Consider the following 22,077-nt stretch of genomic DNA (forward strand, 5'->3'; position numbering starts at 1 on the left):
GGTCACGACTTCTCGATCCGCGCCCGCGTGACCGCGAGCAGCGACGCCATCGCACGGCGCGCGCCGTCCTCGTCGCGCACGCGGATCGCATCGCTGACGGCCGTATGCTCGGCAAGCGACGCGTTGAACACGTGCGCGCGCCGCGCATTCAGATGCAGCTGCGCCTCGAGCGTGCGGTCGATCAGCGCGCCGAGCGGCACCAGCAGCTCGTTGCCGCCGGCTTCCAGCACGCTCAGGTGAAAGCGCAGGTCCGCGCGCACCCATTCGTCGACGGTGCGCGCGGCGGCCATCGCGCGCACCGCGTCCTCGATCGCGTCGAACGCGCCGGGCCCGTGCGCGCGCGCCGCGAGCGCGGCCGCATGCGGCTCGATCATTTCGCGCATCTCCTGCAGCTTCAGCGCGAACGCGAGCGGCGGCGCGACGCGCGCGTACCAGTCGAGCAGGTCGGCATCGAGCAGGTTCCACGCGCGGCGCGGCCGCACGCGCGTGCCGACCTTCGGCCGCGATTCGACCAGCCCTTTCGACGTCAGCGTACGCAGCGCCTCGCGCAGCACCGTGCGGCTCACGCCGAACATCTCCATCAGGTCCGGCTCGCGCGGCAGCAGCGTCTCGGGCGGATAGTCGCCGCGCAGGATCGCCGTCGCCAGCCGGAAGGCCGTCTGTCCATGCAGGTCGCGTTGAATGATCGTTCTCCGTTGGGCGGCATCCCGCGGCTGTTCACTATCTGCACAATAATGCTATTAATACTATTTTTCAGCGCGCTGCGCTAGGATATCCGTCACGTACTCGACCGGTGCCGCGTCCGCACGTGAGCGCCGGTCTATCTGGAGACTCGCGACATGAAAATCACCCGCCTCGAAACCTTCGTCGTCCCGCCGCGCTGGCTGTTCCTCAAGATCGAAACCGACGAGGGAATCGTCGGCTGGGGCGAGCCGATCGTCGAAGGCCGCGCGCACACGGTCGAGGCCGCGGTGCAGGAACTCGCGGACTACCTGGTCGGCCGCGACCCGCTGCTGATCGAGGATCACTGGCAGGTGATGTACCGGGCCGGCTTCTACCGCGGCGGCCCGATCACGATGAGCGCGATCGCGGGCGTCGACCAGGCGTTGTGGGACATCAAGGGCAAGCATCACGGCGTGCCCGTGCACGCGCTGCTCGGCGGCCAGGTGCGCGAGCGCATCAAGGTGTATTCGTGGATCGGCGGCGACCGGCCGAGCGACGTCGCGAACAACGCGCGCGCGGTGGTCGAGCGCGGCTTCAAGGCCGTGAAGATGAACGGCTCCGAGGAACTGCAGATCGTCGACACCTACGACAAGGTCGAGCAGGTGATCGCGAACGTCGCCGCGGTGCGCGACGCGGTCGGCCCGCACGTCGGGATCGGCGTCGACTTCCACGGCCGCGTGCACAAGCCGATGGCGAAGGTGCTCGCGAAAGAGCTCGATCCATACAAGCTGATGTTCATCGAGGAGCCGGTGCTGTCGGAGAACGCCGAGGCGCTGCGCGACATCGTCAACCAGACCAACACGCCGATCGCGCTCGGCGAGCGGCTCTACTCGCGCTGGGACTTCAAGCACATTCTCGCGGGCGGCTACGTCGACATCATCCAGCCCGATGCGTCGCACGCGGGCGGCATCACCGAGTGCCGCAAGATCGCGACGCTCGCGGAAAGCTACGACGTCGCGCTCGCGCTGCACTGCCCGCTCGGGCCGATCGCGCTGGCCGCGTGCCTGCAGCTCGATGCGGTCAGCTACAACGCGTTCATCCAGGAACAGAGCCTCGGCATCCACTACAACCAGGGCAACGACCTGCTCGACTACCTGCGCAATCCCGAGGTGTTCCGCTACGAGGACGGCTTCGTCGCGATTCCGCAGGCCCCGGGCCTCGGCATCGACGTGAACGAGGAGAAGGTGCGCGAGATGGCGAAGACCGGCCATCGCTGGCGCAATCCGGTGTGGCGCCATGCGGACGGCAGCGTCGCCGAATGGTGATGAACGCGTGAGACAGGAAAGATGCGTGGCGCGGCACGCGCGCCGCGCCCCGCGTTCGACACGGCCGCCCCGGCAACGCGGCCGCTCTTGCAGCCGGGCCATGCACGCGGCGCGCCGGAGCGCGGCCGTGCGCCGCGCCCCGGCCGTCAGCCGAGCGCCGCGAACCCCGGCACGCTGAACGACAGCACGGCGGCCGCGACGAACACGCCGATCATCGTCAGCGCCTCGAGATGCAGGATGTTGCGGAACGTATGCGCGTCCTCGGTCGACGCGGTACGGCGCAGGCGCGGCAGCGCGGAGAAGCGGTTCAGCGCGCCGAGCACGAGCGCGAGCGCGACCAGCAGCAGCTTGAGCAACAGCACGCGCCCCCACGTGCTGCCGTCGAGCGGCGCGAGCGAGCCGCCGAGCCCGCGCAGCGCGTTCAGCACGCCGGTGCCGAGCACGAACACGACGGCGATCACGGACGTGCGCGACAGTTGCTGGCCAATCCGGATCAGCGCGCCGCGCGCGACCGACGAGCCCAGCACCGGCAGCACCGCGAGGCCGCCCGCGAGCACGAGGCCGCCCCATACCGCGGTGGCGAGCAGGTGCAGCGTCTGCACGCCGACCGCCGCGGACAGCGGGCCCGTGTCGGCGGCATGCCCGAGCGATGACTTGCCGGCCGCGATCACGATCACCGCGAGCCACAGTACCGCGTACGCGAGCGGGCCTTCGGGCTTCGCGAGCGCGACGATCGCGAGCACCACCGCGCCCACGAACGCGACGCTCCACGCGAAGCCCGCGTGGGTCTGCATCAGCACCGTCGGAATCGCGGCGAACGCGCCGCCGAGCCCCGTGCCGCTCATCGACGCGGCTTCGTACAGCAGCCAGCCGAGATCGGCGAGCACGAGCGCGAGCGCGGCAGCGACGAGCGAATGTTGCGCGCGCACCCATGCCGGATGCGCCGGCGCGACGACCGGCCGCGCGCCGTCCTTGCCGAGCCACGCGTTGAGCAGCGCCGAGCCGACCGCCATCGCGAACGTCGCATCCATCAGCGCCGCGAGCGCGACCTGTCCGACCCACAAGCTGTCGATCCTCATTGCGCGCGCCCTCCCGCGAACGGCCGGCCGACGGCGCGGCGGCAAGTGGAAGAACGGCGGAAAGACTTCAACGGCACGGTAGAAAACGTCATCGATGAATCCGGAAACGGGAGAAATGACAGGGTCTGCGGCGGAGGCGGCGCCGCGCGACCCGCGAGTGTACGGTCTTCGATGGTCAAAGCGCACGCCGGTTCACGCGGCCGCGACACGAAGCGCGTCAAATTGTCGCAAGTCGCAAACAGACAGGAACCGATGTCCTTTGCCCAAATAGCCGTCATTACCCATCGATGATAGAATGCCGCGTCGCAGCAGCCCGGCTGTCCTGCCGTCCATGCGCCGAGCCGATCGTAGCCCGGACAGGTCCCCGACGAATAAACATGGAGTCTCGTGTGTCTTCAAGACGCCTCTTCCGTCCGCTGCTCGCCGTTCTGTTGATCGGCGGAGCGGGCCTTACGAGCGCTGCCCAAGCGCAGACCAAGCCCACGGAGCAAGCGCACGCCCAGCAGGCGCCGCTCAAGGCACCCGATACGATGGCCGAGCGTGTGCGCGGCTGTACTGCATGCCACGGCGTTCACGGCCAGGGCACCGACAACGACTATTTCCCGCGGCTTGCCGGCAAGCCGGCCGAGTACCTGTACAACCAGCTCGTCAACTTCCGTGACGGCCGGCGCAAGTACCCGCCGATGAACTATCTGCTGACGTACCTGAACGACGACTACCTGAAGGAAATCGCCGAGCACTTCTCGGCCGAGCGTCCGCCGTATCCGACGCCGGCGAAGCCGACGCTGCCGGCCGCGACGCTCGCGCGCGGCAAGCAACTCGTCACGCAAGGCGATCCGTCGCGCAAGCTGCCGGCCTGCGTGGCCTGCCACGGCGCAGGGCTGACCGGCATGCAGCCGGCGATCCCGGGCCTCGTCGGCCTGCACGCCGATTACCTGAGCGCACAGCTCGGCGCATGGCGCTCGGGCAACCGCCGCGCGAAGGCGCCCGATTGCATGCACGACATCGCCGCGAAGCTTTCCGACGAAGACGTGACGGCCGTGACCGCATGGCTCGCCGCGCAACCGGCGCCCGCCAACCCCGTGCCGGCACCGGCGCGTTCGATGAAGACTCCGCTCGCCTGCGGCAGCGAACCGCAATAAGGCAAGGGAGACAGACACAATGAAACGCAAGTCCCTGTTTGCACTCTCGGCTGTCGCGATCGTCGCGGCCGCTGCCCTCGTGCCGGTCCTGTGGCCCGGCAACGACACGCTGCACGGCGCATCCGCCGTCGCGGCCACGCCGGCCGACCAGGCCGCGCTGATCAAGAAGGGCGAATACCTCGCGCGCGTCGGCGACTGTATCGCGTGCCACACCGTGCGCGGCGGCAAGTCGTTCGCGGGCGGCCTGCCGATGGCGACGCCGTTCGGCACGATGTACACGCCGAACATCACGCCGGACGACAAGGACGGCATCGGCAAGTGGACGTCGGACGACTTCTACCGTGCGATGCACACCGGCCGTTCGAAGGATGGCAGCCTGCTGTACCCTGGCTTCCCGTTCGCGAGCTACACGAAGGTCACGCGCGCCGACTCGGACGCGATCTACGCATACCTGCGTTCGGTGCCGCCGGTGTCGGTGCCGAGCCGTCCGCACGAGCTGAAGTTCCCGTTCAACAACCGGAACCTGCTGATCGGCTGGCGTACGCTGTTCTTCAAGGAAGGCGAGTACAAGCCGGATCCGACGAAGTCGGTCGAATGGAACCGCGGGGCTTACCTCGTCGAAGGTCTCGGCCACTGCTCGATGTGCCACACGTCGATCAACATGATGGGCGGCCCGGTGAATTCGGCGGCCTTCGCGGGCGGCCTGATCCCGTTGCAGAACTGGTATGCGCCGTCGCTGACGAACGACAAGGAACTCGGCCTCGGCGACTGGCACGTGCAGGAGCTGTCCGACCTGCTGCAGGCCGGCGTGTCGAACAAGGGCGCGGTATTCGGCCCGATGGCCGACGTCGTGCACAACAGCCTGCAGTACATGAGCGACGAAGATACGCGCGCGATGTCGACGTACCTGAAGTCGATCCCGCAGAAGGCTGAAGCGCCGAAGAACATGCAGTACGAGCCGTCGAAGCAATTCGGCAACGCGCTGTTCGACCAGGGCAAGAAGATCTACGCGGACAACTGCGCGACCTGCCACGCCGAAAACGGCGCGGGCAAGCCGCCGGCCTATCCGCCGCTCGCGGGCAACCATTCGATCGTGATGGAATCGGCGGTCAACCCGATCCGCATGGTGCTGAATGGCGGCTATCCGCCGAGCACGTTCAAGAATCCGCGTCCGTACGGGATGCCGCCGTTCGCACAGTCGCTGTCGAACCAGGAAGTCGCGGCGGTCGTCACGTATATCCGGATGTCGTGGGGCAACAACGGTACGCCGATCTCGCCGCAACAGGTGAGCGACCTGCGTTCCGCGCCGCTTGACTAAATAACGCGCGACACAAGACGGGGGCGCGGCTGCGGGAAACCGCAGCCGCGCCCCTTTGCTTTTTTTGCGACGCCAGTTCCCCGCGCGGGCCGCGCGAGGCGTCGCCGATCATAAAACTGAAGAGTGGTATCTATGTCTTTCGAATCTCTCGGCCTGGCCGAACCGCTCGTCAAGGCGGTCAACGAGCTCGGCTACACGTCGCCGACTCCCATTCAGCAGCAGGCGATCCCCGCCGTCCTCGGCGGCGGCGACCTGCTCGCGGGCGCACAAACCGGCACCGGCAAGACCGCCGGCTTCACGCTGCCGATCCTGCAGCGCCTGCACACGTTCTACGCCGAGCACCGCGGCGCGAAGCGCGCGGTGCGCGCGCTGATCCTCACGCCGACGCGCGAGCTCGCCGCACAGGTCGAGGAAAGCGTGCGTGCGTACAGCAAGTACCTGAAGCTGCGCTCGACCGTGATGTTCGGCGGCGTCAGCATCAATCCGCAGATCGATGCGCTCAAGCGCGGCGTCGATATCGTCGTCGCGACGCCGGGGCGCCTGCTCGACCACATGCAGCAGAAGACGATCGACCTGTCGGATCTCGACATCCTCGTGCTCGACGAAGCCGACCGGATGCTCGACATGGGCTTCATCCACGACATCAAGCGCGTGCTCGCGAAGCTGCCGCCGCAACGGCAGAACCTGCTGTTCTCGGCCACGTTCTCCGACGAGATCAAGGCGCTCGCCGACAGCCTGCTCGATTCGCCGGCACTGATCGAAGTCGCTCGCCGCAACACTACCGCGGAAAGCGTCGCGCAGAAGATCCACCCGGTGGATCGCGATCGCAAGCGCGAGCTGCTCACGCACCTGATCCGCGAACACAACTGGTTCCAGGTGCTCGTGTTCACGCGCACCAAGCACGGCGCGAACCGGCTCGCCGAACAGCTGACGAAGGACGGCATCAGCGCGATGGCGATCCATGGCAACAAGAGCCAGTCGGCCCGCACGCGCGCGCTCGCGGAGTTCAAGAACAGCACGCTGCAGGTGCTGGTCGCGACGGACATCGCCGCACGCGGGATCGACATCGACCAGCTGCCGCACGTCGTCAACTTCGACCTGCCGAACGTGCCGGAAGACTACGTGCACCGGATCGGCCGCACGGGCCGCGCGGGCGCGACCGGCGAAGCCGTGTCGCTCGTGTGCGTGGACGAGAAGCAGTTGCTGCGCGACATCGAGCGGCTGATCAAGCGCGAGATTCCGCAGGAAGTGATCGCAGGCTTCGAACCCGATCCGAACGCGAAGCCGGAGCCGATCCAGCAGCGGCGCGGCCAGCAGCCGCGCGGCGGCAACGGTGGCGGCAATCGCCCGCCGCGTGCGGGCGGCTCAGCACAGCCGGCCGCGAAGCGCGACGGCAACGCGCAGCCGAAGGCCGCGAAGCCGGCCAAGCCACGCACGGCCGGCGGCGCGAGCGGTAGCGCCAACGCCGGCGGTCGCCCGTCGGGCGGCGGCAACGGCGCGCGTCCCGCGAACGGCAATACCGCGCACGCGAACCGCAACCGTTCGTCGCGCAGCGGCCAGCGCGGTCACTGAAGCCGCGCGGCCGCGCGCCGCAGGTGCTCGATCTGGCGCTGCCAGCGCGCGAGCACCTCGGCGCGCGCCTCCCCTTCCAGCGCGAACGTGACTCCCGTCGCGAGACGCGCATAGCCGACCCGCTGCGCATCGCCGTGCGCGATCGTCGCAGCGAATCCGGCCAGCCCGCCGACGTCCCCTTCGAGCGGCTCGATCGTCAGTTGTGCCTGAAAGAACGCGCCGTCGGCGACGAGCGTCAGCGCGGCCGTGCGCCGCTGCGCGAGCGCACGCGCCGCGCGCGATTGCGGCCACAGCGCAAGCAGCAGCGCGCGCGCGTCGCGCGCGAGGATCTCGCCGACGCTGAGCAGCGTCGTGCGCAGCTGGCCGTCGTCGGTCGCGACGATCAGCGATGCGGCGAAGCCGGCATGGCGTTCGAGCGCGGTGCCGTCGAACAGCGCGACGACGGCCGGCGGCCACGCGTCGAACGTCCATTGTTCGAGCGCGTGGCGATGGGATTCGGTCATGATGGCGGCCCGGTGAAAAGCGAATGGCGACGCGTCAGCATACGCGCGACGGGCCGCGCGACGACGCTCAGCGCATGAACACGTGCCGCGTGATCTTCGTCAGCGGATAGTGGACGCTCGGCTGGATCTTCGCGGGCAAGTCGAGCGGCTTGAGCAGCATCTTCACGCACATGTCGGCCGACAGGTTGCGCCGCACGAGCGAGCTGATGCGGGCGGCACGCTCGCGGTTGTACCGATCGTCGCCGACGCGGTCCGGATAGCGGACCGCGAACACGTGGCGCAGCGCGATCTCGGAATCCTCGTTCTTGATTTCCATCACGCGGCGCATCAACGCGCCGAGCACCGCGAGCCGGCCGTTGCCTTCGAGCTTGTTGTACTTCTTGAAGAACTTGAAGAAGTGCTTGTAGTGGCGCACTTCGTCCGAGCGGATGTTGTCGGTGATTTCCTTCAGCACCGGCTCGTCCGAGCACTCGTTGATCGCGCGGTACAGCGTGGCCGTGCCCGTCTCGACGACGCAGCGCGCGACCATCTCGAGCGCGCGGGTCTTCTCGAATGCGTCGACCGAGCAGGTCTTCGAATACTCGGCGAAGAAATTCGCGAACGCGGTGTCCCAGTCGAACTCGGGCCACACGTGCGCGATATACGCCTTCAGCGCGCGGCCGTGCTGCAATTCTTCGTGCTCCCACGCATTGTTGAGCCACGCGGAGACTTCAGGGTCGTCGTTGAAGAACTCGCTCAGGTTGCTCGTATAGAGATCCGAGCCGCTCTCGATGAACGACGATGCGCACAGCAGCAGCAGCAGATCCTCGTTCGCGGCGGCCCGCTGACGATCGATCCGGTTCAGGTCGATGTCTTCGATACGCCACGGCATGACATGCGTCGTTTCAGTATGCATGGTGATGCGCTCCCAGTCGTCGCGCGGCCGTCCGGCCCATGCGTTTCGCACTGACCCGGCGCCCGCAGGCGACGTTTTGCTTGCATTTTTAGTGAATCGGTCCGGCCGAACCATCCCGGCATCTTAGCCGGAGTTTTATGTTCGTGCTTCAAGCACTGACCGTGCCCGGCACGCGCAGTTCCACTCGCCATATTGCGGATGGTTAGGCGGGTCACTCGAACCGGCCGCGCGCGTTCGACGAGGCGCGCGGCATCAAGCAGGACGGGCGGCCGCCGCGGCCCGTCGGGCGCCATACCGGAAGCGTTTCGTCAGAAGCCGGCCGCCAGACCGTCCCGCCGGCTGTCGCTCGCGGCCACGTAGCCGCGGTCGGGATCGTCGGGGTCGAGCCGCCACACGAACTGCCCGGAGCCGAAATCCATGTAAGGATCGTCGATCGACTTGATCGTATGGCCGCGCGCGGCGAGCGCGTCGACCGTGTCGCGATTCATCGTCGCCTCGACGTCGAGCGTGAAGTCGCGATTGACCTTCCAGCGCGGCGCGCAGCACGCGGCCTGCGGCTGCTGCCGGTAGCCGAGCATCCGCACGATGGTCTGCAGATGGCCTTGCGGCTGCATGTCGCCGCCCATCACGCCGAAGCTCATCACGGCCTCGGTGCGGCCGTTCGCTTCCTCGGTGACGAACGCCGGGATGATCGTGTGGAACGGCCGCTTGCCGCCCGCGACGACGTTCGGCGACGACGGATCCATCGAAAAGCCGTGCCCGCGGTTCTGCAATGCAATGCCCGTGCCGGGCACGACGAGCCCCGAACCGAAACCCATGTAGTTGGACTGAATGAAGCTCACCATCATCCCGCGCTCGTCCGCCGCCGACAGATAGATCGTGCCGCCCGAATGCGGCCGGCCAGCCGCGAAGTGCGTCGCGCGCGTGCGGTCGATCAGCTTCGCGCGTTCGGCGAGATACGCGTCGTCGAGCATCTGTTCGGGCGTCACATCCATCGCGCGCGGATCGGCGACGTAGCGGTAGACGTCCGCGAACGCGAGCTTCATCGCCTCGATCTGCAGGTGCTGCGAGTCGGCCGAATCGACCGGCCACTCGGTCACGCCCGCATGCTCGGCGATGCCGAGCGCGATCAGCGCGGCAATACCCTGTCCGTTCGGCGGGATCTCGTGGATCGTGTGACCGCCGAAACGCTTGCCGATCGGCTCGACCCATTCCGGCCGGTACGTGCGCAGGTCGGCTTCGGTCAGCGCGCCGCCGCCGTCGCGTGCGAACGCCGCGAGCTGTGCGGCGAGCGCCCCCTCGTAGAACGCGCGCGGGCCGTCCTTCGCGAGCGTGCGCAGCGTCCGCGCGTGGCCCGGCAGGCACATGCGTTCGCCGACGAGCGGCGCGCGTCCGCGCGGCATGAACGTGTCGGCGAAGCCCGGCAACCCCTGCAGCTCGGGCACCGCGGCCGCCCACTTGTGCGCGACGATCGGCGGCACCGAATAGCCGCGCTCGGCGATGTCGATCGCCGGTTCGAGCAGGTCCGCGAACGGCAGCGAGCCGAACTTCGCATGCAGCGCTTCCCACCCGGCGATCACGCCCGGCACCGTGACGGTGTCCCAGCCGCGCGTCGGCTTGATCGCGATCCCGCGTGCGTCCTCGCCGTGGCGCTTGCGGAAGTAGTCGGGATTCCACGCGGCCGGCGCGACGCCCGACGCGTTCAGCCCGGACAGCCGCTCGCCGTCCCACACGAGCGCGAACGCGTCGCCGCCGAGCCCGCACGACACCGGCTCGACCACCGTGATCGCGGCCGCGGCGGCCAGCGCCGCATCGACGGCATTGCCGCCCTTCCACAGCATGCGCAGCCCGGCCTGCGCGGCGAGCGGGTGCGACGTCGACACGACGTTGCGCGCGAACACCGGAATGCGGGTCGTCGGATACGGGTTGTGCCAGTTGAAGCCAGTCATCGGTTCCACCTCGTCGAAAGCTCAATGAACGCGCGGGACGGACGATCCGCGCGCGCGGACAGTCCGCCATTGCAGCGCGATCCGGGCGATCGCACAAATTCATTTATCACATGAATCCATGCTCGCTACACATGAATAACCTGCGGCCGCGCACGGTGCGCCCGTCGAACGCCCTTCGCGCCCTTACAATACCCGCTTCGTCTCACGATCCGACCGCCGAGCCATGACCCGAGATCCCCGCCTCACCCTGAACGCGCGCCAGCAGGAATTGCTCGAATGGGTGCAGCGCGACGGCTTCGTGACCGTCGACGATCTCGCCGCGCACTTCGCGGTCACGCCGCAGACGATCCGCCGCGACGTGAACTGGCTCGCCGACCTGAACCTGCTGCGCCGCTACCACGGTGGCGCGAGTCTTCCGACCAGCTCGGAAAACGTGTCGTACACCGCGCGCCAGCGGATGTTCCACGACGAGAAACGGCGCATCGCGGCGCTCGCCGCGTCGCACATCCCCGACCAGGCATCGCTGTTCATCAACCTCGGCACGACGACCGAGGAAGTCGCGCGCGCGCTCAACCGCCATCACGGGCTGCACGTGATCACGAACAACCTGAACGTCGCGTCGATGATGAGCGGCTACCCCGACTGCGAAGTGCTGATCACGGGCGGCATCGTGCGGCCGTGGGACAAGGGCATCGTCGGCGAACTCGCGATCGACTTCATTCGCCAGTTCAAGGTCGACTACGCGATCATCGGCACGTCGGCGATCGAGGCCGACGGCACGCTGCGCGACTTCGACACGCGCGAGGTGCGCGTCGCCGAGGCCATCATGCAGCATGCGCGCACGGTCTATCTCGTCGCCGACCATTCGAAGGTCGGCCGCCCGGCGCTGGTGCGCCAGGGCCACCTGAGCCAGGTGCACGCGCTCTTCACCGATAAGCCGCTGCCGCCCGAAATGGCCGACGCGGTCGCCGCCGCGGGCACTCAGGTATACGTCGCGGAATGATCGCCGCGATGCTGCACCGCACCCGAAACTTCAAGTGAAATCAAGAAGTTGACGCGCCGGGCGAACCGCTTGCGGGATGCATCCCTGTCAAACTGAAAATTAACGGGGCACGATTTGTCGTTGCCCGCGGGCTCGACTAGACTCCAGTTCCCCGGCCCATTCGCTCGACCCGCCCGTGCCAACGCGTGGACGATTCCGAAGGCCGGCGAATACAGCTTTCCCCCCAAGCCATACCCCGCTGGGTATCGCGCACCGGCGGTCGCGCCGGCCGCGCGGGCAGACCGATTGCCATGGAGAGAACGATGCTGAGTCCGCATGAATTCGCCACGCTACTGCTTGTGAAGGACGCCCCGGATCAGGGCGACATGGACAGAGATGAACTCGACGCGCTGCTCGAGCAGCAGCTCGTCCGTCTGGAAGGGCTTGGATCGGGGCGCAAATACTGCGTGACCGAAACCGGCGACGCCGCACTGCGATCCATCAAATACCGCTATTCGTGAAGTCCCGCTGTTCGTGACCCGAGCGCGCCGGCCGGATTCCCGGCCGCGCCGCTTTCTCCGCCCGTCACGTTCGTCCCGCCTCCCGCAGCTTTTCCGCGTCAGCCGCCCCGCAGCGTCGGATCGACCGCGGCCCGCCAGCTGACCGCCTGCGCGCGTGCGCCGTTGAAATAGGCGACCCAGTCCGCGCGCCCGGCTGCGTCCGGCGCCGCATAGCGCGCCGAAAGTTCGTTTACGAACGCACAATAGTTCGCCTGCGTCAGCCCGCGATACCGTTTCGCGACGTACGCGTCGTACAGCGTCGAATAGACCGGCTGCGCGTCCGCGCCCCAGTCGCGCGCGGCGCCGCCGCACGCCGTCTGCAGGTCGACGAACGACGGCGCACGCCAGTTGCCGGCCAGCGGCGGCGTGCCGGCGCTGCACGCTGCCAGCACGACGGCGCACGCGCCGGCCCACATCCCGATACGCATGATTCACCTCGCGAAACGATCGATGCCGCCAGTATCGTCCGGGATCGCGCCGCGCGCTACTGGCCCGCTTTTTCGAACTTTACTTTTTCGATTCCGTTCGTTAAATTTCGAATTCGAACATTTCTTGTTCGCCTATTTCCATCAGACGTTTCCATCAGACGATAAGGAAGCAGCGTGACCCAACCGAATCGCTACGATCTGCTCGTCGTGGGCGGCGGCATCAACGGCGCGGGCATCGCGCGCGATGCGGCCGGCCGCGGCCTGTCGGTGCTGCTCTGCGAGCAGGACGACCTCGCGTCGCACACGTCGTCGTCCAGCACGAAGCTGATTCACGGCGGCCTGCGCTACCTCGAGTACAACGAATTCGGGCTGGTGCGCAAAGCGCTGCAGGAGCGGGAGACGCTGCTGCGCGCGGCGCCGCACATCATGTGGCCGCTGCGCTTCGTGATGCCGCACATGCCGAACCTGCGGCCGGCGTGGCTGATCCGCATCGGCCTGTTCCTCTACGATCATCTCGCGAAACGCGAACTGCTGCCCGGCTCGCGCGGCATCGACATGCGCCGCCACGCGGCCGGCAAGCCGCTGATCGATTCGATCAAGCGCGGCTTCGTGTATTCGGACGGCTGGGTCGACGACGCGCGCCTCGTGGTGCTGAACGCGCTCGACGCGAAGGAACGCGGCGCCGAGATCCTCACGCGCACGAAGCTCGTGTCGGCGGAGCGCCGCGGCGACGAATGGGAAGCGCGGCTGCAGCATGCGGACGGCTCGATTCGCGTGGTGTACGCGCGCGCGGTCGCGAACGCGGCCGGCCCGTGGGTCGGCGACGTGCTGCACGGCGCGCTCGGCCGCGGCGCGCATCACAGCGTGCGGCTCGTGAAGGGCAGCCACATCATCACGCGGCGCCTGTTCGAGCACGATCACGCGTACATCTTCCAGAACCCGGACAAGCGGATCATTTTCGCGATCCCGTACGAGCACGACTTCACGCTGATCGGCACGACCGACGTCGAATACACGAGCGATCCCGCGAAGGTCGCGATCGATCGCGACGAGACGCAGTATCTGTGCGACTCGATCAACCGCTACTTCAAGCGCAAGATCTCGCCGGCCGACGTGCACTGGACCTATTCGGGCGTGCGCCCGCTGCTCGAGGACGAAAACGCGGCGAACGCGTCGGCGGTCACGCGCGACTATCGCCTCGAGATGGACGACGGCGCCGGCGCGCCGCTGCTGTCGGTGTTCGGCGGCAAGATCACGACGTTCCGCAAGCTCGCGGAAGAAGCCGGCGACCTGCTGTGCCGCGCGCTCGGCCGCGACGCGAAAACGTGGACGGCCGGCGCGCCGCTGCCCGGCGGCGACATCGCGAACGCGAAGTTCGACGTGTTCGCCGACGCGTTCGCGAAACGTCACCCGTGGCTGCCCGCCGCGCTCGCCCGCCGCTATGCACGCGCATACGGCACGCGTGCGGAACGCGTGGTCGACGGCGCGACGTCGCTCGCCGACCTCGGCACCGAAGTCGCGCCCGGTCTCTTCGACGCCGAACTGCGCTATCTGCGCGACGTCGAATGGGCGACCTGCGCGCGGGACGTACTGTGGCGCCGCTCGAAGCTCGGGTTGCACGTTGCGCCGGGCACGCTCGACGCGGTGACGGCCGCGGTCGACGCGTGGTTCGCCGCCGCGCATGCGCCGCACGCGTGATTCGTTTGCAGTTGCAGTAGCAGTCGCCTGACCGACGTTGATTCACCGACGCGCCGCGTAACATGCGGCGCGCATCACAACTACGCCAATCCACGGATGGAGATGAGAGACATGCAGGACCAGTACATCCTCGCGCTTGACCAGGGCACGACGAGTTCCCGCGCGATGCTGTTCGATCGCCAGGGCAACATCGTGTCGATCGCCCAGAAGGAATTCGAACAGATCTACCCGCAACCCGGCTGGGTCGAGCACGACCCGCAGGAAATCTGGTCGACGCAAGCGGGCGTCGCCGCCGAAGCCGTCACGCGCACCGGCCTGAACGGCACGTCGATCGCCGCGATCGGCATCACCAACCAGCGCGAGACGACGATCGTCTGGGATCGCGAGACGGGTCAGCCCGTCTACAACGCGATCGTGTGGCAGGACCGCCGCACCGCCGACTTCTGCGATTCGCTGAAGAAGCAGGGCCTCGAGGCGAAGGTGCGTGCGAAGACCGGCCTGCCGATCGACTCGTACTTCTCCGCGACGAAGATCCGCTGGATCCTCGACAACGTGCCGGGCGCGCGCGACAAGGCGCGTCAAGGCAAGCTCGCATTCGGCACCGTCGACAGCTGGCTCGTGTGGAACTTCACGAAGCACGAGCTGCACGTGACCGACGTGACGAACGCGTCCCGCACGATGCTGTTCAACATCCACACGCGCGAGTGGGACAGCGAGCTGCTCGAACTGCTCGACATCCCGCGCAGCATGCTGCCGGACGTGAAGGCGTCGTCGGAAATCTACGGCCACACGAAGACGACGGTATTCGCGTCGAAGATCCCGCTTGCCGGCATCGCCGGCGACCAGCACGCGGCGCTGTTCGGCCAGATGTGCACGACGTCGGGCATGGTGAAGAACACCTACGGCACCGGCTGCTTCCTGATGATGAACACCGGCAACACGCCGATCGAATCGAAGAACAATCTCGTCACGACGATCGCATGGCAGATCGGCGACGACGTGCAGTACGCGCTCGAAGGCAGCATCTTCATCGCGGGCGCGGTCGTGCAGTGGCTGCGCGACGGCGTCGGCATCATCAAGACGGCCGCCGAAATCGAAGCGCTCGCCGCGAGCGTGCCGCACACCGACGGCGTGTATCTGGTGCCGGCGTTCGCGGGCCTCGGCGCGCCGCACTGGAATGCACGCGCACGCGGGTCGGTGTTCGGCGTCACGCGCGGCACGACGTCCGCGCACCTCGCGCGCGCGGCGCTCGACGCGATCGCGTACCAGTCGCTCGACGTGCTGGCCGCGATGGAGGCCGACTCGGGCATCAGCATCGGCGAGCTGCGCGTCGACGGCGGCGCGAGTGCGAACAACCTGCTGATGCAGTTCCAGGCCGACCTGCTCGGCGTCGACGCGGTGCGTCCGCAGATCACCGAGACGACCGCGCTCGGCGCGGCGTACCTCGCGGGCCTCGCGATCGGCTACTGGAAGAACCTCGACGAAGTGCGCAGCCAGTGGCAGCTCGATCGCCGTTTCTCGCCGTCGATGCCCAAGGACCAGGTCGAGCGCTGCATGGCCGGCTGGCAGCGTGCGGTGCGCGCCGCGAAGGCGTGGGCCGACGACGCGCAGTAAGCATCGCGGCAGCAACGACAAGCAACCCGAACGAAATACAACAACACCGGCGGACCGCGCAGCGCGCGAGTCCGCCGCGACCTACGAGAGACAAACATGTCACCTTATATTGCTGAATTCATCGGCACCGCCATTCTCGTGCTGCTCGGCAACGGCGCGGTCGCCAACGTGCTGCTTGCGAAGACCAAGGGCAAGGGCGCGGACCTGATCGTGATCGTGATGGGCTGGGCGATGGCCGTGTTCGTCGCCGTGTACGTGACCGCGTCGTTCAGCGGCGCGCACCTGAATCCGATCGTCACGATCAGCCTCGCGCTCGCGGGCAAGTTCGCGTGGTCGAAGGTCGGCGGCTACATCGTCGCGCAGATGCTCGGCGGGATGGCCGGCGCGTTGCTCGTGTGGCTCGCGTATCGCCAGCACTTCGCGAAGGAAGCCGACGCGGACCTGAAGCTCGCGGTGTTCTGCACGGCGCCCGCGATCCGCAGCACCACGCACAACGTGCTGACCGAAGCGATCTGCACGTTCGTGCTGATCCTCGGCGTGCTGTATCTCGCGTCGCCGCAGGTCGGCCTCGGTGCGCTCGACGCGCTGCCCGTCGGCCTGCTCGTGCTCGGCATCGGCATCTCGCTCGGCGGTCCGACCGGCTATGCGATGAGCCCCGCGCGCGACCTGTCGCCGCGGCTGATGCATGCGCTGCTGCCGATTCCGGGCAAGCGCGACAGCGACTGGCGCTACGCGTGGGTGCCCGTGATCGGGCCGCTGCTCGGCGGCGCCGCGGCGGCCGGGTTGTATCTGCGCCTGCACGCGATGGGCTGATCGCGGGTTCCATTCGGGCTCAGCCGGAACTCGAGCCCGAGCGTCGGCGCGCGGCCGCGATGGCCGCGCGCCTGCCCTCCTCGTTCTCCGTTTCGTTTTTCGTTTCGTTCTCCGGCGCGGCCAGCGGTCGCCCGCGGTCGCACCACGCAGGCGGGGCCGATCCGATACGCCGGATCGGCCCGGCGGCGCTGGAACAGCGTGCCGAATGCGTTGCCTAACGTCGCGCGGCGCGGCCGGGAAAGCACGTATCATGGCGGGACGCTCGGCGTCGCCGACACCTCCGCTTCTTCACCACCATGCTCGATCACCTTATCTGCGACTGCGACGGCGTACTCGTCGACAGCGAAGTCATTGCCGACCGCGTGCTGTTCGAAACGCTGTCCGCCACGTTCCCGCACCTCGATTTCACCGACGCCGCAAAATCCGCGTTCGGCCAGCAGACGTCGCGCTTTCTCGCCGGGCTCGAAGCGCATTTCGGCATCCGGATGCCCGAGAACTTCATCGAAACCATCGAGCACAACATCGAGACCGGCCTCGCGCAATCGCTCGCGCCGATCACCGGCGTGCGCGACGCGTTGCTGAAGGTCGAGCTGCCGGCCGCGGTGGTGTCGAACAGCCGGCTCGCGCGCGTGCGCAGCTCGCTGAAGCGCGCAATGCTCACCGAGATCTTCGGCGATCGCGTGTTCAGTTCCGAGCAGGTCGCACGGCCGAAGCCCTACCCTGACGTGTACCTGCACGCGGCGCAGACGCTCGGCGTCGCGCCGGCGCGCTGCATCGTCGTCGAGGACAGCGTGTCTGGCCTGAACGCGGCGCGCGCCGCGGGGATGAAAACGATCGCATTCGTCGGCGCGAGCCACATCCCCGACAACTACGCGGACGCGCTGCGCGCGATGGGCATCACGCGGATCATGCGAAACATGGACGAACTGCCGGCGCTCGTCGAAGCCGGCATGCGCGGGGAATTCGGCGACGTGCAGTCCTGACGAACGGCCGGGCCTCGGCGGCCAGAACGGCCGGCGGGCGATGCGGGATGCACGTCAGCGGGCGGGCGCATCGGCGCACCCGCCGCTCACGCGGTCAGGCCGTCAGGCCGGTTCGCAGCAGCGTTCGCGCGCGGCCGCCAGTGCCTCGCGGAATTCGACCAGCTCCGCGATCGTCAGCATCGGCAGCCCGTGCTGCCGCGCGAAACGCTCGACATCGTCGCCGCGCGTCATCGTGCCGTCCGGATTCATCAACTCGCACAGCACGCCGGCCGGCTTGAGCCCCGCGAGGATCGACAGGTCGACCGTCCCTTCGGTGTGGCCGCGGCGCGCGAGCACGCCGCCCGGCTGCGCACGCAGCGGAAACACGTGGCCGGGGCGCACGATGTCGTACGGCTTCGCATCGTCGGCGATCGCCGCGCGGATCGTCGTCACGCGGTCGGCCGCGGACACGCCCGTATGCACGCCTTCGCGCGCCTCGATCGACACGGTGAACGCTGTGCCGTTGCGGCTTTCGTTGGTCTGCACCATCGGCGGCAGCTCGAGCGCGCGCACCTTGTCGTCGGTCAGGCACAGGCACACGATGCCGCTGCACTCGCGGATCAGCAGCGCCATCGTCTCGGGCGTGATGCGCTCGGCGGCGACGATCAGGTCGGCCTCGTTTTCGCGGTCGTGATCGTCCTGCAGCACGACCGCGCGGCCCGCGCGCAACGCGTCGAGCGCGGCAGCGATGCGCGGCGGCACCGGTTCGGAATCCAGCAACGGGAGATCGGCAAAGGCGTCGGCGGGTGCCGACGAAACGGACTTGAAGGACATGTGAAACGCTCCTCGCGATTACGATTTGGGCGAAAAACGTTCCAGGGCATTGCAAACAGACAGAACGACAACCCGCTTCGCATGCATCGCGAAGCGGCCCTGGCGGACATGACTATCTGCACATCTTCTCTCATCCGGACTATGACCGTCGGCTCTGGCATTCGACCAGATCTGCTGACCCCGCGCGGAAGCGCGGGCGCTCGCGGGCTCGCCGGCTTTCGCCAGCCTACCGCCGGTGGGGAATTTCGCCCCGCCCTGAAGACGCACTGATTGCCGGCCGGGATCTGCCCCGGCACCGGCGGGCCAAGCATACATCAGCCGCGCTCGCTGCGCAGCCGACCACACGTAAAACCTTACTGACGACCCCGTCTAACGGCATCGTCCGAACGGCCGACACACCGTGCCTGCGCGCCCGCCCCCCGAAGGACCCGGCGCCGGCCCGGCCGGCCGCAAGTACTCAGCCGGCCGCGTGCGCGGCGTCGGGCACGAGCCAGCGCGGCGGCACTTCCGGGCTCACCGTCACGCGGAACGCGCGCGCCTCGCTGTCGCCGGGGTTGCGCAGGCTGTACGGCTGATCGGCGTCGAACACGATCGCGTCGCCGGTCGCGAGCAACTGGCGGCGATCGTGCACGCTCACTTCGAGCGTGCCCTCGCTGACGACCAGATTGACCGTCGTGCCCGGCGCGCGACGCGTGCCGGGCTCCGTGTGCAGCGGCGCGATCCGCAGCTCGTGGAATTCGGCCGCGGCCGGCTCGCCTTCCGGATAGAGCGCACGTGCGGAAAAGCGGCCGTTCGAGCTGACGACGCGCGCCGCGCGCTCGGCCGCCAGGTGCTCGAAGCCGTTCACCGCATGGCGGCGCAGGAACGCTGCGACCGACACCTTCAGCGCGGCGGCGATCTTGCACAACACCTTGATCGACGGCACGCTGCGCGCGGATTCGATTTGCGCGAGCATCGCGCGCGACACGCCGGACAGCCGCGCGAGCGCATCGAGCGACAGCTGCCGCTCCGCGCGCAGGCGCGCGAGATTCACACCGACGACCTGCTCGAGGGCGTCGAGCGACGCGGATGTCCGCGCGTCGCCTGCATTGCCGGACTCGAAGGAAGACACGTCGCGCACCAGCGCAAGGGGTGAAGACATAGCATGGCCTCCGGGCCGCGATGCGGCCCTGCGAATGGGGTAAGCCGGAATCGGGTTGCGCCACGAACGGCGCGTATCGAGACGCTATCACCCGGCCCCGGGCCCGCAAACGAAGTTATCTTCACACCGTTATCAGCATCGCGGAAGAATGCGTTTCTCGCGAACCTTTTCGCGCCGCTATCGCGCCGGCGACCGCCGCGCGATGCGACGCGGCGTTCAATGCGCGGCCGGTGCCGCGCCGCGTGCCGGCGCGCGCGCATCGAGCCGCATCGCGAGCCACGTGACGACCAGCGCCGCGAACGTGACCGCGACGGCGACCCACGGCAGCGCATCGAGCGCGAAGCCGTGCGTGAGCGCGAGCCCGCCGAGCCACGCGCCGCCGGCGTTGCCGACGTTGAACGCGCCGATGTTCAGCGTCGACGCGAGATGCGGCGCGCTCGCGGCCTTCTCGACGACGCGCGCCTGCAGCGGCGGCACCGTCGCGAACGCGGCGATCCCCCAGACGAATACCGTGACCGCGGCGGCGACGGGCACGTGGCTCGTCTTCGCGAACGCGGCCATCACGGCCATCAGCGCGACGAGGATCGCGATCAGCGACGGCATCAGCGCGCGATCCGCGAGCTTGCCGCCGAGCGTGTTGCCGACCGTCAGCCCGGCGCCGAACAGCACGAGGATCAGCGCGACCGCGCGCGGCGAATAGCCGGTGACGGTTTCGAGAATCGGCGCGATGTACGTGAACACGACGAACACGCCGCCGAAGCCGAGCACGGTCATCAGCAGCGCGAGCCAGACCTGCGGCTCCTTCAGCACGCGCACCTCGTGGCCGAGGCCGACGGGCCCGCTGTCGTGGCGATTGGGCACCAGCAGCGCGACGCCGCCGAGCGACAGCACGCCAAGCGCCGCGACGATCCAGAACGACGCGCGCCAGCCGAGCAACTGGCCGACGAACGTGCCGAACGGCACGCCGAGCACGTTCGACAGCGTGAGGCCCGTGAACATCAGCGCGATCGCGCTCGCGCGCTTGTCGGCCGGCACGAGCGACGCGGCGACCACCGCGCCGATCCCGAAGAACGACCCGTGCGCGAACGACGTGACGACGCGCGCGACCATCAGCATCGCGTAGCCGGACGCGGTCGCGCACAGCACGTTGCCGACGATGAAGATTGCCATCAGCAGCTGGAGCGCGGCCTTGCGCGGCATGCGGCTCGTCAGCACCGCGAGCAGCGGCGCGCCGACCGCGACGCCCAGCGCGTAGCCGGTAACGAGCAGGCCGGCCGACGGCAGCGACACGGCGAGGTCGTGCGCGACTTCGGGCAGGAGCCCCATGATGATGAATTCGGTGGTGCCGATGGCGAAGGCGCTGATCGCGAGCGCCAGGAGCGGAATGGGCATGACGTTCTCCGGAAGGCAGCGGACGCGGCCCCGGTCGGTGCCGCATCGCACAAAGATCTCGATGTGCGCGCATTGTCCCGAATACGCCTATCTTTGATAATTGGCGTGGCATTTGAACCATTTTCAAAAGATTCTGGAAAATCCGATGGATCGACTGGGCGACATCCGGCTGTTCGTCGAGGCGGCGGAGCTCGGCAGCCTGTCCGCGGCCGGGCGCAAGCTGAATCTCACGCCGGCCGCCGCGAGCGCGCGGCTCTCGAAGCTCGAGGCGAAGGTCGCGACGCGGCTGTTCGAGCGCTCCACGCGGCAATTGCGGCTCACCGACGAAGGCCGGCTCTACCTGAATTGCTGCCGCCAGGCGCTGCAGGCGCTCGACGACGCGCATGCGTTGCTGCAGGAAGGCCGCAACGTGGTGGCCGGCAAGGTGCGCCTGTCGTCCACGTCCGATTTCGGCCGCCACCAGCTGCTCGACTGGCTGCACGAATTCACGACGCTGCATCCGGGCGTCACGTTCTCGCTGACGGCGTCCGATTCGTCGTCGAACCTGTGGCAGGACGAGATCGACCTCGCGATCCGCTTCGCCGCGCCTCCCGACGGCGCGCTGATCGCGCGCAGGCTCGCCGCGAACCGGCGCGTGCTGTGCGCGGCGCCGTCGTTCGTCGAGCGCCACGGCATGCCGGCCGACCCGCACGATCTCGCCCGCTTTCCATGCAACGTGATCACGATCGCGTCGGGTCCGATGAACACGTGGCGCTTCATGCGCGGCGCCGAGGTGCAGACCTACACCGTGCCCATGTCGAGCGCGTTCGAGACCAACGACGGCGGGCTCACCCGCGAATGGACGCTGCGCGGCCACGGGATTGCGCTGAAGTCGCTGTGGGACATCGCCGACGACGTGCGCGCCGGCCGGCTCCGCGTGCTGCTGCCCGAATGGCGGCACCAGGACGCGCCGCTGCACGCGATCTATCACAGCAAGCGCTACATGGCGCCGCGCGTGCGCGTGCTGCTCGACTTCCTCGCGGAACGCTTCGCGCGCGAGGAAGCGGCGCTCGACGACCTGCTGAACGCGTGCCGCTGACGCCTGCCGCTGCGTCGTTTGAGGGTCGGAAGCCGGCACGCGACGTCGCGCGCGTGCAACCGGCCGACCGCCTTGGGCACCGCGAAAAGCTATAATGAAAGGCTTTCCCGACGGCTTTTCACGCGCTCG

20 protein-coding genes and 1 riboswitch are annotated in these 22,077 nt (G+C 68.2%); of the genes, 11 read left to right on the forward strand and 9 right to left on the reverse strand.

From position 1 onward, the window contains the following. Positions 1–2: 2 nt before the first annotated feature. Positions 3–686: a FadR/GntR family transcriptional regulator gene (locus BSE24067_RS09745; RefSeq protein WP_151067251.1), complete on the reverse strand. Its 684-nt coding sequence runs from the start codon at positions 684–686 to the stop codon at positions 3–5. Positions 687–839: 153 nt separating this feature from the next. On the opposite strand from BSE24067_RS09745, the gene dgoD reads away from it, so the two are divergent. Further along, on the forward strand, positions 840–1,988 hold the full coding sequence (gene dgoD / locus BSE24067_RS09750; protein WP_151067252.1) for a galactonate dehydratase: 1,149 nt from the start codon (positions 840–842) through the stop codon (positions 1,986–1,988). 146 nt (positions 1,989–2,134) lie between these two features. Here dgoD and BSE24067_RS09755 read toward each other — a convergent pair whose 3' ends face one another. Beyond that, the gene (locus BSE24067_RS09755) at positions 2,135–3,067 is read right to left on the reverse strand and encodes a CopD family protein (protein WP_151067028.1); all 933 of its coding nucleotides are present in this window, start codon (positions 3,065–3,067) and stop codon (positions 2,135–2,137) included. A gap of 377 nt (positions 3,068–3,444) precedes the next feature. Between BSE24067_RS09755 and BSE24067_RS09760 the strand changes: the two genes are divergently transcribed. From BSE24067_RS09760 to BSE24067_RS09770, 3 genes are all read left to right on the forward strand, one after another. Further along, positions 3,445–4,209, forward strand: a complete 765-nt coding sequence (locus tag BSE24067_RS09760) for a c-type cytochrome (protein ID WP_151067029.1) — start codon at positions 3,445–3,447, stop codon at positions 4,207–4,209. Positions 4,210–4,228: 19 nt separating this feature from the next. After that, a complete protein-coding gene (locus BSE24067_RS09765; protein ID WP_151067030.1) occupies positions 4,229–5,527 on the forward strand; it encodes a c-type cytochrome in 1,299 nt (432 codons plus the stop codon). A gap of 132 nt (positions 5,528–5,659) precedes the next feature. Continuing rightward, positions 5,660–7,099 carry a DEAD/DEAH box helicase gene (locus tag BSE24067_RS09770; protein ID WP_151067031.1) on the forward strand — a complete coding sequence of 480 codons (1,440 nt, stop codon included), beginning with the start codon at positions 5,660–5,662 and terminating at the stop codon, positions 7,097–7,099. On the opposite strand, the gene BSE24067_RS09775 is transcribed toward BSE24067_RS09770, so the two are convergent. The 3 genes from BSE24067_RS09775 to BSE24067_RS09785 all read right to left on the reverse strand — a co-directional run bounded on the left by BSE24067_RS09775 (position 7,093) and on the right by BSE24067_RS09785 (position 10,446). Further along, positions 7,093–7,602, reverse strand: a complete 510-nt coding sequence (locus tag BSE24067_RS09775) for a hypothetical protein (protein WP_151067032.1) — start codon at positions 7,600–7,602, stop codon at positions 7,093–7,095. The genes BSE24067_RS09770 and BSE24067_RS09775 overlap by 7 nt on opposite strands. A gap of 67 nt (positions 7,603–7,669) precedes the next feature. After that, positions 7,670–8,497 carry a ferritin-like domain-containing protein gene (locus BSE24067_RS09780; protein WP_151067033.1) on the reverse strand — a complete coding sequence of 276 codons (828 nt, stop codon included), beginning with the start codon at positions 8,495–8,497 and terminating at the stop codon, positions 7,670–7,672. 308 nt (positions 8,498–8,805) lie between these two features. Next, complete coding sequence (locus tag BSE24067_RS09785; protein ID WP_151067034.1) at positions 8,806–10,446, reverse strand: gamma-glutamyltransferase family protein; 1,641 nt, start codon at positions 10,444–10,446, stop codon at positions 8,806–8,808. 223 nt (positions 10,447–10,669) lie between these two features. Between BSE24067_RS09785 and BSE24067_RS09790 the strand changes: the two genes are divergently transcribed. Beyond that, complete coding sequence (locus tag BSE24067_RS09790; RefSeq protein ID WP_048025981.1) at positions 10,670–11,449, forward strand: DeoR/GlpR family DNA-binding transcription regulator; 780 nt, start codon at positions 10,670–10,672, stop codon at positions 11,447–11,449. Positions 11,450–11,751: 302 nt separating this feature from the next. Further along, entirely contained in the window at positions 11,752–11,949 is a 198-nt protein-coding gene (locus BSE24067_RS09795; protein ID WP_040144790.1) for a hypothetical protein, read from the forward strand. A 98-nt stretch (positions 11,950–12,047) separates the two neighbouring features. On the opposite strand, the gene BSE24067_RS09800 is transcribed toward BSE24067_RS09795, so the two are convergent. Then, on the reverse strand, positions 12,048–12,416 hold the full coding sequence (locus BSE24067_RS09800) for a hypothetical protein (RefSeq protein WP_174904736.1): 369 nt from the start codon (positions 12,414–12,416) through the stop codon (positions 12,048–12,050). 174 nt (positions 12,417–12,590) lie between these two features. Here BSE24067_RS09800 and glpD point away from each other — a divergent pair, with 174 nt between their 5' ends. The 4 genes from glpD (at position 12,591) to BSE24067_RS09820 (ending at position 17,524) form a co-directional block, all read left to right on the forward strand. Continuing rightward, entirely contained in the window at positions 12,591–14,114 is a 1,524-nt protein-coding gene (gene glpD / locus BSE24067_RS09805; protein WP_151067035.1) for a glycerol-3-phosphate dehydrogenase, read from the forward strand. A gap of 111 nt (positions 14,115–14,225) precedes the next feature. Next, positions 14,226–15,728 (forward strand): glycerol kinase GlpK, encoded by a 1,503-nt coding sequence (gene glpK, locus BSE24067_RS09810; protein WP_151067036.1) that lies wholly within the window; start codon positions 14,226–14,228, stop codon positions 15,726–15,728. Between the two features lie 96 nt (positions 15,729–15,824). Then, on the forward strand, positions 15,825–16,541 hold the full coding sequence (locus tag BSE24067_RS09815; RefSeq protein ID WP_151067037.1) for an MIP/aquaporin family protein: 717 nt from the start codon (positions 15,825–15,827) through the stop codon (positions 16,539–16,541). A 296-nt stretch (positions 16,542–16,837) separates the two neighbouring features. Further along, positions 16,838–17,524, forward strand: coding sequence for an HAD family hydrolase (locus tag BSE24067_RS09820; protein ID WP_151067038.1), 687 nt, complete (start codon positions 16,838–16,840; stop codon positions 17,522–17,524). Between the two features lie 102 nt (positions 17,525–17,626). Here the strand turns inward: BSE24067_RS09820 and ribB are convergent, their stop codons facing one another. The 3 genes from ribB to BSE24067_RS09835 form a co-directional block, all read right to left on the reverse strand. Then, on the reverse strand, positions 17,627–18,337 hold the full coding sequence (ribB, locus tag BSE24067_RS09825; protein ID WP_151067039.1) for a 3,4-dihydroxy-2-butanone-4-phosphate synthase: 711 nt from the start codon (positions 18,335–18,337) through the stop codon (positions 17,627–17,629). Positions 18,338–18,455: 118 nt separating this feature from the next. Then, positions 18,456–18,604: riboswitch (FMN riboswitch) on the reverse strand. Positions 18,605–18,794: 190 nt separating this feature from the next. After that, on the reverse strand, positions 18,795–19,478 hold the full coding sequence (locus tag BSE24067_RS09830; protein ID WP_151067040.1) for a helix-turn-helix domain-containing protein: 684 nt from the start codon (positions 19,476–19,478) through the stop codon (positions 18,795–18,797). A 216-nt stretch (positions 19,479–19,694) separates the two neighbouring features. After that, positions 19,695–20,870, reverse strand: a complete 1,176-nt coding sequence (locus BSE24067_RS09835) for an MFS transporter (protein ID WP_151067041.1) — start codon at positions 20,868–20,870, stop codon at positions 19,695–19,697. Positions 20,871–21,015: 145 nt separating this feature from the next. Between BSE24067_RS09835 and BSE24067_RS09840 the strand changes: the two genes are divergently transcribed. Then, entirely contained in the window at positions 21,016–21,948 is a 933-nt protein-coding gene (locus BSE24067_RS09840) for a LysR family transcriptional regulator (RefSeq protein WP_151067042.1), read from the forward strand. The last annotated feature ends 129 nt before the right edge of the window (positions 21,949–22,077 follow it).

This window comes from Burkholderia latens (assembly GCF_902499045.1).
GTDB classification, from domain to species: Bacteria; Pseudomonadota; Gammaproteobacteria; order Burkholderiales; family Burkholderiaceae; genus Burkholderia; species Burkholderia latens.